At 32.5% G+C, this 13,939-nt stretch carries 13 protein-coding genes; 8 read left to right on the plus strand and 5 right to left on the minus strand.

Translation table 11 applies throughout. The features are described 5' to 3' along the window. Window positions 1-660: 660 nt before the first annotated feature. Entirely contained in the window at window positions 661-2,115 is a 1,455-nt protein-coding gene (locus BK821_RS03550; RefSeq protein ID WP_071331206.1) for a carbon starvation CstA family protein, read from the plus strand. Between the two features lie 437 nt (window positions 2,116-2,552). Here the strand turns inward: BK821_RS03550 and BK821_RS03555 are convergent, their stop codons facing one another. Then, a complete protein-coding gene (locus BK821_RS03555) occupies window positions 2,553-3,566 on the minus strand; it encodes an aldo/keto reductase (RefSeq protein ID WP_071331207.1) in 1,014 nt (337 codons plus the stop codon). A gap of 707 nt (window positions 3,567-4,273) precedes the next feature. Here BK821_RS03555 and BK821_RS03560 point away from each other — a divergent pair. Further along, entirely contained in the window at window positions 4,274-4,627 is a 354-nt protein-coding gene (locus BK821_RS03560; protein WP_046836050.1) for a hypothetical protein, read from the plus strand. A 139-nt stretch (window positions 4,628-4,766) separates the two neighbouring features. After that, the gene (locus tag BK821_RS03565) at window positions 4,767-4,958 is read left to right on the plus strand and encodes a hypothetical protein (protein ID WP_046836049.1); all 192 of its coding nucleotides are present in this window, start codon (window positions 4,767-4,769) and stop codon (window positions 4,956-4,958) included. A 166-nt stretch (window positions 4,959-5,124) separates the two neighbouring features. Here the strand turns inward: BK821_RS03565 and BK821_RS03570 are convergent, their stop codons facing one another. After that, window positions 5,125-5,886, minus strand: a complete 762-nt coding sequence (locus tag BK821_RS03570; protein ID WP_046836048.1) for an SDR family oxidoreductase — start codon at window positions 5,884-5,886, stop codon at window positions 5,125-5,127. Between the two features lie 375 nt (window positions 5,887-6,261). Here BK821_RS03570 and BK821_RS03575 point away from each other — a divergent pair, with 375 nt between their 5' ends. Both BK821_RS03575 and BK821_RS03580 read left to right on the plus strand, forming a co-directional pair. Continuing rightward, window positions 6,262-7,092 carry an oxidoreductase gene (locus BK821_RS03575; protein ID WP_071331208.1) on the plus strand — a complete coding sequence of 277 codons (831 nt, stop codon included), beginning with the start codon at window positions 6,262-6,264 and terminating at the stop codon, window positions 7,090-7,092. A gap of 693 nt (window positions 7,093-7,785) precedes the next feature. Next, window positions 7,786-8,997, plus strand: coding sequence for a CynX/NimT family MFS transporter (locus BK821_RS03580; RefSeq protein ID WP_046836046.1), 1,212 nt, complete (start codon window positions 7,786-7,788; stop codon window positions 8,995-8,997). 111 nt (window positions 8,998-9,108) lie between these two features. Here BK821_RS03580 and BK821_RS03585 read toward each other — a convergent pair whose 3' ends face one another. Beyond that, window positions 9,109-9,447, minus strand: coding sequence for a winged helix-turn-helix transcriptional regulator (locus tag BK821_RS03585; RefSeq protein ID WP_046836045.1), 339 nt, complete (start codon window positions 9,445-9,447; stop codon window positions 9,109-9,111). Window positions 9,448-9,549: 102 nt separating this feature from the next. On the opposite strand from BK821_RS03585, the gene hxlA reads away from it, so the two are divergent. Both hxlA and hxlB read left to right on the plus strand, forming a co-directional pair. Then, window positions 9,550-10,185: a 3-hexulose-6-phosphate synthase gene (gene hxlA / locus BK821_RS03590; protein ID WP_071331209.1), complete on the plus strand. Its 636-nt coding sequence runs from the start codon at window positions 9,550-9,552 to the stop codon at window positions 10,183-10,185. Next, window positions 10,172-10,720, plus strand: coding sequence for a 6-phospho-3-hexuloisomerase (gene hxlB, locus BK821_RS03595; RefSeq protein ID WP_071331210.1), 549 nt, complete (start codon window positions 10,172-10,174; stop codon window positions 10,718-10,720). The genes hxlA and hxlB overlap by 14 nt, the downstream gene beginning before the upstream one ends. A gap of 77 nt (window positions 10,721-10,797) precedes the next feature. On the opposite strand, the gene chrA is transcribed toward hxlB, so the two are convergent. Both chrA and BK821_RS03605 read right to left on the minus strand, forming a co-directional pair. Next, on the minus strand, window positions 10,798-11,961 hold the full coding sequence (gene chrA / locus BK821_RS03600) for a chromate efflux transporter (RefSeq protein WP_071331211.1): 1,164 nt from the start codon (window positions 11,959-11,961) through the stop codon (window positions 10,798-10,800). Between the two features lie 146 nt (window positions 11,962-12,107). Next, window positions 12,108-12,611 (minus strand): GNAT family N-acetyltransferase, encoded by a 504-nt coding sequence (locus BK821_RS03605; protein WP_071331212.1) that lies wholly within the window; start codon window positions 12,609-12,611, stop codon window positions 12,108-12,110. Between the two features lie 411 nt (window positions 12,612-13,022). On the opposite strand from BK821_RS03605, the gene BK821_RS03610 reads away from it, so the two are divergent. After that, window positions 13,023-13,880: a PhzF family phenazine biosynthesis protein gene (locus BK821_RS03610; RefSeq protein ID WP_256201614.1), complete on the plus strand. Its 858-nt coding sequence runs from the start codon at window positions 13,023-13,025 to the stop codon at window positions 13,878-13,880. The last annotated feature ends 59 nt before the right edge of the window (window positions 13,881-13,939 follow it).

The following is a 13,939-nucleotide window of genomic DNA, read 5'->3' on the forward strand; positions in this document are numbered from 1 at the left end:
TTTTTTTTGAATACAAAGGAGAATAGAGCTTCTTAATGCAATAGCAAGCGCTATTGTAATCCGAGAGGAATCTCCTTTGAGATGAGAGTTTTTTTTGAATACAAAGGAGAATAGAGCTTCTTAATGCAATAGCAAGCGCTATTGTAATCCGAGAGGAATCTCCTTTGAGATGAGAGTTTTTTTTGAATACAAAGGAGAATAGAGCTTCTTAATGCAATAGCAAGCGCTATTGTAATCCGAGAGGAATCTCCTTTGAGATGAGAGTTTTTTTTGAATACAAAGGAGAATAGAGCTTCTTAATGCAATAGCAAGCGCTATTGTAATCCGAGAGGAATCTCCTTTGAGATGAGAGTTTTTTTTTAAATACAAAGGAGAATAGAGCTTCTTAATGCAATAGCAAGCGCTATTGTAATCCGAGAGGAATCTCCTTTGAGATGAGAGTTTTTTTTGAATACAAAGGAGATTAGGGCTTCTTAATGCAATAGCAAGCGCTATTGTAATCCGAGAGGAATCTCCTTTGAGATGAGAGTTTTTTTGAATACAAAGGAGATTTGTATCCCAAAGTATAAAAGATAAATAAATTCGTATTGGTTATTGTGTAATAATACCAACTATGGTTAAATTAAGAAAACGCTTACATATTAACTAAGGGGGAGTAATATGATTACGTTTATCGTAGCCATTATTTTACTAGTTGTAGGTTATTTTACTTATGGTAAGTATATCGATAAAATGTTTGGCACAAAATCAGATCGTCCAACACCAGCATATCATCAAAGAGATGATGTCGATTATCTACCAATGAAAACATCATCCAATTCAATGATTCAATTATTGAATATTGCAGGGGTTGGCCCTATTTTCGGTCCGATTATGGGGGCATTATATGGTCCGGTTGCATTTATATGGATTGTTGTGGGATGTATTTTTGCAGGGGCAGTTCACGATTATCTTAATGGTATGATTTCAATACGTAATAAAGGGGCACATTTACCTGAACTAGCTGGGAAATTTTTAGGTCAGTTTATGAAGCATTTTGTAAATATCTTTTCTATTTTATTATTACTTCTAACTGGCACAGTTTTTGTAACGAGCCCGGCACTATTGTTACATAATTTAGTTGATGGTCGTATTGCATTGGGAATTATCATTTTTGTGATTTTTGTATATTATATCTTATCTACAATTTTACCTATCGATAAAATTATTGGGAGAATTTATCCAATTTTTGGGGCATTACTTTTAATCAGTGCGGTCGGTATAGGTTTCCGTCTTATTCAAACTGGCGCACCGATACCTGAAATTAATTTAAAGAATATGCACCCTGATGGGGCACCGATATTCCCATTATTATTCTTTACAATTACATGTGGAGCATTATCAGGTTTTCATGCTACGCAAACACCGATTATTTCTAGAACGACAAATAAAGAGAAGAATGGTCGTTTTATCTTTTATGGCATGATGATTGCAGAAGGTATTATTGCTATGATTTGGGCAGCAGCAGGAATGAGTCTCTTTAATGGTTATAGTGGACTTAATGAAGTTTTAGCACGTGGAGAAGCGGCATTAGTTGTTAGCCAAGCATCGCACCTGTTATTAGGTTCAGTATTTGGTACTATGGCAGTTCTAGGTGTGATCGTACTACCAATTACAAGTGGAGACACTTCATTCCGAAGCGCTAGAATGATTATAGCGGATTATTTAAATTATGGACAACGCAGTATGGTAAAAAGGATTATTGTGGCAATCCCATTGTTTGTAATCAGCTTTGGTTTGACACAGGTTGATTTCACGGTATTGTGGAGATATTTTTCTTGGGCTAACCAAACTACTGCTGTTATTGCTTTATGGGTTGGAGCTATGTATCTCTTAATTGCTAAAAAGAATTTTTGGGTTGCAGCAGTGCCAGCCGTGTTTATGACTTGGAATATTTTCACGTATATACTGAGCCAAAAGATTGGATTAGGTTTAGATTTAAATTTAAGTTATGGTATAGCATTTATACTTACAATCTTATGGATAGGTTACTTTACTTATCAATATAAGAAAATGACAGCTGGCGTTAAATTTGAACTAGATCATCCCATTCAACAACAACAACCTATTTCATAATAAAGTAACAGGAGAGAACGCATGTAGTTGTATGTGTTCTCTTTTAATATGTCTAAAGGTGGTCTAAAAATATAATATAAGTTTTAAAGTAATTTTATATAAGCAGTACGTAATTATGTATAAAGTTTAAGCGTATGAATTTATATCCTATATGATGTTCTAATCGATGGTGAGAGACAACTAAATTTAGCTATGCAAATTATATGGTGTAAATGACGCAAGAAATACTCTCTAGAAGGTTTACTTGTTTCACGACAAACAATTACTCATTGAGAAACTGATAGAAACTACCTGGATACCCATCACTTATTAACATTAAGTTGATTGTTTGATGCAGTTATAGATGATGTTATTAACGTAAATATAGAAATAATGACAAATACAAATTAAAAATGCCATGCTCTAATCACTTAAATAGAGCATGGCATAAGATTTATTTATGATTTAAAATCAATTGGCAGTGGTGCATGAGGAGAGACTAGATTGTGTTCACGCATTTCTTTCCAAAATGATGCTGGAATTTCGGTATTTAGAGCTTCATTATCTTCAGCGATACGACTCGGCTTACTAGCACCTGGTATCACAGCTACAACTGCTGGGTTAGCTAACGAAAATTGTAACGCCGCAGCTTTAATACTAATATGATAGCTATCTGTAATAGATTTAATTTTTGCGACTCTATCAAGTATTTCGGGAGAAGCTTCTTGGTATTCAAAAGTTTTGCCGCCTACAAGTACACCGGAGCTATATGGACCACCTACAATGATATCCATGCCCTGTTGCTGCGCTGCTGGCATAACGTTTTGTAAAGCACGCTCATGATCTAACAATGTATAACGTCCGGCTAATAGTGAAACATCTGGCTTAGGTTCGTCTAAACCTAGCATTAGTTCAATAGCTTCAGTTCTATTAACACCAAGACCCCAGCCTTTAATGACCCCTTCATCACGTAAACGAGTTAACGCACGAAATGCGCCCGTACGTGCAATTTCAAATTGACCAATCCATTCATCTCCATATACGTCTTGTGCCAGATCATGGATAAAGACAAAATCAATATGATCAGTTTTTAAGCGTTTTAAACTGTCTTCAATAGATTGTAGTGTTGCATCTGCACTATAGTCATTAATTATTTTATTCTTACGACCATGTTTGAAAATCCCGCCTTTTTCCTCAATATTGCGGGAAGATGACTCATCTATTTCATTAGATACGATTCTTCCTACTTTTGTACTTAATATATATTCATCACGGTTCTTAGTAGACAACGCTTCACCAAGACGGCTCTCAGACAGCCCTGCTCCGTATATTGGTGCAGTGTCAAAATAACGTATCCCACTATCCCATGCTGTATTTACTGTTGCAATGGCCTCGTCTTCCGGAATATCACGATACATATTGCCTAATGGAGCACTACCAAAACCTAAATTACTTTGTAGTATTTTTTTCATTTAAATTTCCTCCTTGTAACTTATAAGTTCAAATAACTGAACAACGTAAACATTATAATAACCGTTGATATAATATTGCGCGGAGCGTATTTCTAAAAATAATACTTTCTCAATGCTAATTACCCTTATAAAGTTTATGCAATCAATTATGAAATATAACAGCTCAAAAAAAAAGTACGCACTTTAAAGTGCGTATACCAAAAATTGAAGATTAATTTAAAAATGAATAAGATATCATTTTTAAAACGCTAATGTGTAAAGGGTAAATTTATATATATATAAATAAATTTTTTTACAAATGTATTACATTCAAATTTCTAACCAATTACAATTTCATTGTATATCATTATTTTGAGTATTAATTCGTGATTTTTTCAAAAATTATTGGTATGATGTTAAATCGTAAGTGATTAAGTAGAATAGTATTGTTTAAAGGAATAAGAATAAATATTGGTGCCGTATATTTATTAGGATATAGCCCAAGTATTGTAAGCATTGCAATTTTAGATAGCATGATTGAATTAAGATATGTATTTTATTCAAGCCAAACGTTAATTAAAATACAGTATTGTCTTATTCGAACTGGGACATTCTGTATGTATTAAAATAAAAGTTATTCCTTTAACACTTATTTGAATTTATGTATTCAAAGCACTGCTCATACTATATCAAACTTAATACCTTAAATCGAAAGTAGAGGTATAAAAATGATTAAAGCTAGACAAAGTAACACGGTAAATGATAAATATGAAGTGCAGTCTGTCGATAAACATTATTTAAAAAGATTAGAGAAGCAAAGCAGTCAAGTATTTTATTTTTGCATAGAGCAAAGCGAAATATTGTCTTTTGAGCATCTTACTACTTTTTTTAAAACATCGAAAGAGACAAAGGAAATTATTGGAGATGAAAATACAAGAGCAACACTTACAGATGCTGGAAATGGTTACTATCAAGTAACTTTTATATATTTTGAGAAATCACTCAGTGCACTTAAAGATGCAACAACACAATTAACACTTTTAGAAGAACAAGAAGCCCGCAATTACATGTTGGCACATTAATCAGTATCCTTCTTTCATAAATTATGAGAGGAGGATATTATCAATTATTTAGAAATCTATTAATAAAAGTTGATAAAATATGATATATATGTATTTAAATTGTATAATGTAAATACAAAGTATTAAAGGGGATGTATTTATGAAGAAGCAAGATCAACTCAATATTATTAAACAAAGCGATAGTGAATCTAGGGAAGAATTAGAGATACAAGAACTAAGAATTGCTGAATTAGAACAAAATCAACAAAAAATCAGTAAGCTATACACAATATTAATAGTATTATTAGCATCTTTGACTGTGCTAGGAATAATAATAAAATATAAGGCTTAAATGAAAAGCGAGGTTCAATTATTTTGAGCCTTGCTTATTTTTAAATATCAATATGGTGTGACAGCATACCAATTTATGTAGAAATTAAAATAAGCTAAGAGCATATAATGAGATAAATAAAAAAGACCTAGAACAAGTTCTAAGTCTTTTTTCATAGGATAAATACTTAAATAGTATCTTTTTGTTGATGATACATAGCTTCAGTAAATTGATCTAGTTCAGTTTTTGACATTTTAAGACGATCATTTGATGAACCGTAACCGATTTCCTTTTTATCATTGAGTAAGCCTTCAAAAATCTCATTTATAAAATCAGTAGGATCAGCACCAAAAGTATGGATGCCTTTGCCACCTAAATCTGTATTTACAGCAGGTGGAATGACTTCATAAACATTTGTCTGAGTCTCGGATAATTGGTGTCTTAAACTAGATGTAAATGCGTGTACAGCAGCTTTAGTTGCAGAGTATATCGGTGCAATAGCCATTGGAGCAAAAGCTAATCCTGAAGAAACATTGATGATACTTGAATCTGTGTTGTGATTTGCAAAATGCTGACTAAATAAAATGGATAATTGAACAGTCGCTTCAAAGTTAGATTGAATTTCAGTATTGAGATCAGACCAATGATTTTCAGCATTAGCAGTTAAAATATTGAAGCGGTTCTGTATACCAGCATTATTTACCAACATATTAATATCTGGATAATTTTTAATAACCCAATGGTATAAATTTAAGCGATCTTCAGTACTACTGATGTCACACTGCATAGTGATGATTTCGGGAAATTGGGATTTGATGTTCTCTAATTTTTCTGTATTACGTCCACAGATAATGATTTTATTATTGTTTTCATAAAACTTTTTGGTAAATTGCAACCCTATACCTGAAGCACCGCCAGTAATAAGAATCGTATTATTTTTTATATTCATGAAACACCCCCCTATTTTTGTAAGTGTGAAAATTATATTACGTTTACATATAAAATTCTAATAATAAACTCAAAATGTTTTTCTTCATGCTTAAAAAAACACACTACGAGGTATTCATTGATATATGAACAAGTATTACCTACATTTCCTAGGAAATAATCATGCTTATTTTTTTAAATTAATGGGATATGTGATATATTAGCAAAACAAAATGCAAACAGTCAGCGTAGTAAGGATTCTGATGCTCATGGAATGTCCTATAAATCAATTTAGAGATAGATCATGGCATTGATTCAGTGGGTAAATTTAGTGACTAATTAAGCAGATAAATCGATACTTACATTTACAAAATATAGTGCAAGGGAGATTGGGAAAATGAAAGTGGCTTTAGTTACAGGAGCAAGTAGTGGCATAGGATACGAAACAGCAAAAGCCTTAGCTAAAAAAGATTATCATGTGTATGCAGCAGCAAGAAACATAGAAAGTATGAGCGCTTTGCGTGCATACAATGTGAAATTAATTAAACTGGATATTACAAATCATTCGTTAATTCAAAATGTGGTTAATCATATTATTGAAGTGGAAGGCCATATAGATATTTTAGTTAATAGCGCTGGTTATGGGTCATTTGGTGCTGTTGAAGATGTATCAATTGAAGAAGCAAAAAAACAATTTGAAGTTAACTTATTTGGCTTATCAGAGCTAACTAAAGCAGTTATACCTTCAATGCGTGAACAAAATTTTGGTAAAATTATCAATATATCTTCTATAAGTGGACGCGTCCCAAGTTGTTTTGGCGTATGGTATCATGCCTCAAAGCATGCATTAGAAGGATATAGTGAAAGTTTGCGCTTAGAATTATCTGATTTTGGAATTGATGTCATTGTAATTGCGCCTGGTGGCATAAAAACAAATTGGGGCCCTATTGCAATTAATCATCTTCAAGCTTCTTCACAAGGTAGTGTTTATGAAGAACAGTCCCAAAATATGGCAAACTTAATGGATAAACAATTTAAATCTGACTTTTTACTTGCGCCATCTGCAGTGGCAAAGACGATTGTTAAATCGATAGAGCGACCTAAGGCAAAACCACGTTATATTGTGGGGTTCTCAGCAAAAATAATTATATTGATGCATGCGATACTTCCTACAAAATTATTTAACCGTATCCAAAAAAAACAAGTAGAGCATTCACTACGTAATTAACATAATAATCTCATCTATAAATAGATTTAAAGCATAGTACGTTTTTTCGCCTCAGATATTTATTACCCCAGCTTTATTTTGTTAAACACTATTTCTTTTGAAAAATAATGGGTGGTGATTTATTTTCTTGTGGATATGAGTTGTGATTGTGACTATGAGATAACATCGAATTGTCATCTATGAAACATACAATAGCGCTTTTTTAAAATGAAAAATATGAAGCCTCAATGCCTTCCAAGATAACCATCTTGGAAGGTTTTTTCATGTTTGAACTTTAAAAAATTTACACACCATCAAATAAAAGAAAATATAATATATAAAAACTTAACAAAAGAAAATTTAATGATTTATCATTAATAAATCAAAAGATAAGACAAACTAATTTCAGTTGTAAATTAAATTCTTTTGATGTAAGGTTTTAAATAACAATTTTTTACAGAAAATTCAAATTTTTTAATTGTAGATTTAAAAAAATAATATTTAGGATACGAGTCGTTGAGGAGCGTGGTTCTGAGTTTTAGGGGGGTGATTCAAACTTAGTAAGTAAACAGAACTAATGAAGATGAGTCATATTGAAAAAGAAAATTTATAAAAAGTCAGAAATGTAAGGTACCTTGAATGTCGTTTTGAATTCACACATTCAAACAGAAAGCGAAAACCTATTTTAAACTATAAAAAGAAAGGTTGCATCGGATGAGTGAACCCTATCGTATAAACAAGATACAAGAAAATTGGAGCGTGGTGATTGCAATAATGTTTATTGCTTCAACGCTACGTGCGCCACTTACATCAGTAGGACCAGTTGTCAATGAGATTATAAAAGAATTAAAAATTAACGACAGCATTGCGGGTTCCTTAACAACAATTCCATTAATTATTTTCGCTATTATTTCACCCCTAGTTTCAAAGGTCACTTCATATTTAACTATTTCACGAACACTCTTATTATTAACCATTTTACTAGGTATTGCATTAATCGTGCGTGTAGCAGGTGATTTTAATATCTTTCTTATTGGCACCATACTTTTGGGTGTTGCGATTGCCTTCGGTAACGTACTTTTACCCAGTTATGTTAAATGGTATTTTCCTACGCAAATTGGTATAGCTACAGGTATGTATAGTGCAATGATGCACTTTACTGGTGGATTAGGCGGTGGGTTAAGTGTTCCATTATCTACACTAACACTGTTTAATTTCCGACTATCCCTATCGATATGGATTATATTAGCGGCTTTAGCAATGTTATTATGGCTACCTAAAATGAAAAAAAGTGTAAAACTCGAAAAATCTTCTTTGAGTGATGCGCGAATAAAGTCACATTGTAAAATAAAAGTATTCAATTCTAAACTGGCTTGGATGATTGCACTGACTATGGGCTTTCAATCTATGATGGTTTACTCGGTGGTGGCTTGGGTACCAGCCATATTAATTAATAGAGGTTTAGATCCAACTACTGCGGGTTATTTATTCATGATTAATCAGTTTGCTCAAGTACCTATGACATTTATCTTTCCAATCATTGCTGCTAGATTAAAAGAGCAACGTATTTTAGTGGTTATTATAACAGCTTTATTCTTAATTGGATTTAGTTTTTTGTTTGCACATAATCTTGTTTTATTAATTATTGGTATTATCATTGCAGGACTAGCAATGGGTGCTTGTTTTAGTTTATGTATGACATTTTTTTCTATTAGAGCACGGACAAGTGATGGCAGTATCTCTTTATCGGGTTTTGGTCAATCGGTAGGTTATTTAATAGGAGCCATTGGTCCTATATTTATGGGATTCTTATTTGATGCTACAGGTAATTGGAACGCAGGTATAATATTTTTATTGATTATGCCAATATGTTTCTTAATTTTTGGTTATGGTGCATCTAAGGATAAAGTAATTGAAGATGCATAGGTAACAATAGATGTTTAATTTAAAGCATTCTAATTTAAACCAAATTAATGTCAAAAAACCCTCTTCCTTTTTTAAGGGAGGGGGGTTGGTTTGTATTGGAATGAGCAAGGCTTATTTTTCAATTACTTTCAAATAATCGTCGCCCCAATCACAAATCGCATAGACGACTTTATCAAGACTTAGACCAATGTCAGTTAATATGTAATCCACTTTTGGTGGTACTACTGGATAAACGGTTCTTTCAATGATTTTATCTTGTTCCAATTCTCGAAGTTGTCTGATTAACATGCGCTGATTGATATCAGGAAGTTTATTTTGTAATTCACTTAATCTTAAACGATTACTTTGCAACAGATGGTAAATAATAGCGATTTTCCATCTTCCACCAATTACAGACAAAGCTAAATCTTTCGATGTATAAAATTCTTTATTATTATATTCAATTAACAAAGCGATGCCTCCATTTTTATATAGTGACAACAATGTCAGTATTGTCATTAATTATAAATAATACCATAATGGGGTTACAAAAGATAGAGAGGGGAAATTTTAATGAAATTACAATTAGCAATCGATCTATTAGACCAAAAAGAGGCAGCAAAGCTGGCTCAAGAAGTAGAGGAATTTATTGATATCGTAGAAATTGGAACACCAATTGTTATAAATGAAGGGCTATCTGCCGTTGAACATATGAGTAAGTCAGTTAATAACACACAAGTATTAGCAGATTTAAAAATTATGGATGCTGCCGGATATGAAGTAAGCCAAGCTGTAAAATTCGGAGCTGATATTGTAACAATTCTTGGTGTTTCTGAAGATGCTTCAATTAAAAGTGCTATCGAAGAAGCGCACAACAGTGGTAAAGAATTGTTAGTTGATATGATCGCAGTTCAAAATTTAGAACAGCGCGCAGCTGAATTAGATAAAATGGGTGCTGACTATATTGCAGTACATACTGGTTATGATTTACAAGCTGAAGGTGTATCACCTTTAGAAAGTTTACGTACTGTTAAATCAGTTATTTCAAATTCAAAAGTAGCTGTAGCAGGTGGAATTAAACCAGATACAATTGAAACAGTGGCAGCTGAACAACCAGATTTAATTATTGTTGGTGGCGGTATCGCAAACGCTGATGATCCAAAAGCTGCTGCTAAACAATGTCGTGATATCGTAGATGCAAATGCATAGTCATTTTCACTTAATATTAGATGAGATTAAACAAACATTAGCTAATATCAGTGAATCAGAAACAGATAAATTTTTGGAAGTGCTGATGGATGACTCAGCCATTTTTGTAGCGGGTAAAGGACGTTCAGGTCTAGTAATGAATAGCTTTGCCATGAGATTAAATCAATTAGGTAAACAAGCATATGTCATTGGTGAAACGACTACGCCATCTATCCAACCAAATGATGTATTTGTAATAGCATCAGGTTCGGGTTCTACAGCGCATTTAAAATTACTTGCTCAAACAGCCAAAGACAAGCAGGCATATGTTTTATTATTGTCAACAACACCAAAATCTCCAATTGCTACAATTGCAGATTTAACAATTGTATTGCCTGCTGGCACGAAATATGAGGTCAAAGGGTCTCAACAACCACTAGGAAGCTTGTTTGAACAAAGTAGTCAAATTTATTTAGATAGCATGGTACTAACGATGCAAGAAATATTAAAAGTAAATGAAACTACAATGCAAGACAATCATGCTAATTTAGAATAATAGAGACATATTTATATTGCTTTACACATAAGTACAACCCACTACAATCAAATTATAGTGGGTTGTTTTTATATGTTTTAATAAAAGACGATACCTAAGAGCAATCCAATTAATACAATAGCCCATGATGGGCATTTAAAAAACATTAATAACACAAACAATGCAGTCGCTAATACAAAATCCAATTCTTTATTAATTGTTGACGTCCATATAGGATTATAGAATGCTGCAATTAAAATGCCGACTACGCCTGCACTAATCCCTTTTAAAAATCCATCAGCATATACATTAGATTTAATAGTGTCCCAAAACGGCAAAATACCAAATAATAAAAGAAATGCCGGTAAAAATATAGCAACGGTAGCTAATAAACCGCCTGAAATGCCTGTAATAGATGTCCCTATATAAGAGGCAAATGTAAATAATGGACCTGGAACAGCTTGTGCCGCAGCATAACCAGCAATGAAATGATCTGGAGATATAAGTGCTTGCGGTACAAATTCTTTTTCTAAAAGTGGTAAAACGACATGTCCTCCGCCAAATACTAAAGAACCAGAGCGATAAAAGCTATCAAACATTTTGATCCAAATATTGTTAGTCAGCGAACTGGCTATTGGTAACATAATTAAAAGTGTTATGAAAAGTGTGATAGAAATTACCCCAAGTCGTTTAGGTAAATGAAATAACTTTTCACGACGACCAGCAGGTTGAATAGAATTAGGCTTTAAGAATAGAAGGCCATAAATTCCTGTGATGACTAATGAAATAACTTGTATGAATATGTGATCAATTAATAAAGACATGAATAATACAAAAATAGCTAATGTAATTGTAGGTTTTGAGTTTGTTAATTTTTTACCCATGCCGAGAATAGCTTGAGCAACAATAGCTACAGCTACCAGTTTTAAACCTTGGAGCCAGCTAAAATCCGCCTCACTATTTGTAAAGATGAGTGAAAATAGCATAAGTATAATAATAGAAGGAAAAGTAAATCCAATAAATGATATAATTCCACCCATCATCCCGCCACGCACGGTTCCTATACCAATGCCAACTTGGCTACTTGCTGGACCAGGTAAAAATTGACATAAAGCTACTAAATCAGAGTACTCTTTTTCATCAAGCCATTGTCTTTTTTTGACGTACTCATCATAAAAGTAACCTAAGTGAGCTGTTGGGCCACCAAAAGACATTAAACCTAATTTTAAAGAAACCAGAAAAATATGTAGATATTTTGCCATTAATACGCTCCTTATAATTTATTTATCATGGTGAGGATATTGTCATTGCTTTTGAAAAGTTTTCGTTAAATTGTGAGCATTGATGAATTTGCCACACATGGATAGGGCACACTATTACAAAAGATTAAAATTAAACGTGTACACATTTAATATTCACTTTTTAAAATGCCAAAAACTAATGTATCTCTATAGCTACCATCTTTCAATAATGTATCTTGGCGTAATACAGCTTCATGTTCCATGCCTGCTTTTTGTAATACAATACGTGCAGCAATATTTTTTGAGTCCATAGCGCCCCATATTCTATTAAGTTTTAAGACTTTAAAACCATATTTTACGATTGTTGCTACCATATCTGTAGCAATGCCATGATTCCAATATTTAGGATGTACAATATAGCCAATTTCAGCACTATTATTCGCCTTATCGATTAAAAGCTGAAAAGTTCCAATCACTTTATCAGTATCAGGATTGACGATGACATTATAAATCCAGTGAGAATCCTTATCTAGAACCTTTTTGATAAATCCTTCCGTATCCTCATAACTTTGAACATCCCAGGTTTGGTACTGTGTAACTTCAGGAAGTGAATGTAATTCATTGATGTCGTTTATATCTGTATCTTTTAAATCTCTGGAATAAAAATCCATTATTATCTCTCCTATATATTAATTTTATTCATTTGTCCATTTAGACGATAGCGTATATAAATTATTGTCCATACCACACACTAAATATCATTATTTGAACACATTTTACGCTAGTAGTCTTGAGATATAACATATAATTGATAGAGTTATTTGATGATTCAAAAAACTTTATAGTTATATGTATTATTTAAACATTTATATGCCCTGTTGGATATAGGAAAAGTATAATCAATTGGGATGAAATAGATTTCTATATTTCAATAAAATCTGTTTTTCAGTTACTATAAAATTACTTCATTTAACAAAGCCTAGTGATTCATAAAGTGATTATTATTAATACCATTTGTAACATTATTAAAGTATTCTCATTAATGAACTAGAAAGATAATAATTATAAAAGAGGCGATATTTATGGATATCTCAATAGTAGAAACAACGGTATTCGCATTGACTAAAAATGGGGGTAACCCTTGTCCTGTTGTCTTAAATGCAGATGACTTATCAGCTCAGCAAATGAAGTCTATAGCAAAAGCACAGGGTGTTGAAATTGGTTTTATAACAGCGTCAGAACATGATGACTGTGATTTTCAATTTAGATATTTTGTGCCGAATAATGAAATGGAAATGTGCGTACATGCTACGATAGCGTGTGCGACGGTATTAGTTCAACAACATAAGGTTCATAAAAATAAATTGCTAATTGAAACTTTGGCTGGAAAGATTCTGTTAGTGATACATAAAAACAATGGCAGAATAATGGTAGAGGTAGAACAACTTTTACCTAAAATTGCGACAGTAAATCCAACAAAAGCTGAAGTAGCGAATGTATTAAATATTAATATTGAAGATATTGATGATTTTCCAATTAAAAGTATTTCAACTTCACGTTATAAAACGTTAGTGAAATTGAAGTCTAACGATGTATTACAAGCATTGTGCCCTGACTTTGAGAAACTTTGGAAACTCTGTGATCAATATCAATCGACAGGGTTCTATCCCTTTACTCAATCTACGCATAAGAAAAATACCTTTTCGGCAAGACAGTTTCCTAATAGCACGGGTTATAATGAAGACCCAGCGACAGGTGTTGCAGCTTCAGCGTTAGGTATATATTTAGAGTTATTTGATTTAGTTAATATACAAGGTGACAATATTTATATTACTCAAGGTGAAGCAATAAAACGACATAGTGAAATTATGGTCAAATCTAGGATTACGGAAAGTAATACACTACAAAATAGTGTATTAGGAGAAGCGGTTATACTTTAATTTAATGCATTTTAGAAAGCTAGACGCAAAATAAAAAAGCTACCATTGAGGCAGCTTTT

It is taken from the genome of Staphylococcus sp. LCT-H4 (assembly GCF_001866145.1).
Taxonomy (GTDB): Bacteria; Bacillota; Bacilli; order Staphylococcales; family Staphylococcaceae; genus Staphylococcus; species Staphylococcus succinus.

Bases quoted from the DNA above. Each gene is read 5' to 3' on its own strand.
- BK821_RS03550 (WP_071331206.1), top strand. From the start codon at position 661: ATGATTACGTTTATCGTAGCCATTATTTTACTAGTTGTAGGTTATTTT.
- BK821_RS03555 (WP_071331207.1), bottom strand. From the start codon at position 3,566: ATGAAAAAAATACTACAAAGTAATTTAGGTTTTGGTAGTGCTCCATTA.
- BK821_RS03560 (WP_046836050.1), top strand. From the start codon at position 4,274: ATGATTAAAGCTAGACAAAGTAACACGGTAAATGATAAATATGAAGTG.
- BK821_RS03565 (WP_046836049.1), top strand. From the start codon at position 4,767: ATGAAGAAGCAAGATCAACTCAATATTATTAAACAAAGCGATAGTGAA.
- BK821_RS03570 (WP_046836048.1), bottom strand. From the start codon at position 5,886: ATGAATATAAAAAATAATACGATTCTTATTACTGGCGGTGCTTCAGGT.
- BK821_RS03575 (WP_071331208.1), top strand. From the start codon at position 6,262: ATGAAAGTGGCTTTAGTTACAGGAGCAAGTAGTGGCATAGGATACGAA.
- BK821_RS03580 (WP_046836046.1), top strand. From the start codon at position 7,786: ATGAGTGAACCCTATCGTATAAACAAGATACAAGAAAATTGGAGCGTG.
- hxlA (WP_071331209.1), top strand. From the start codon at position 9,550: ATGAAATTACAATTAGCAATCGATCTATTAGACCAAAAAGAGGCAGCA.
- hxlB (WP_071331210.1), top strand. From the start codon at position 10,172: ATGCAAATGCATAGTCATTTTCACTTAATATTAGATGAGATTAAACAA.
- chrA (WP_071331211.1), bottom strand. From the start codon at position 11,961: ATGGCAAAATATCTACATATTTTTCTGGTTTCTTTAAAATTAGGTTTA.
- BK821_RS03605 (WP_071331212.1), bottom strand. From the start codon at position 12,611: ATGGATTTTTATTCCAGAGATTTAAAAGATACAGATATAAACGACATC.
- BK821_RS03610 (WP_256201614.1), top strand. From the start codon at position 13,023: ATGGATATCTCAATAGTAGAAACAACGGTATTCGCATTGACTAAAAAT.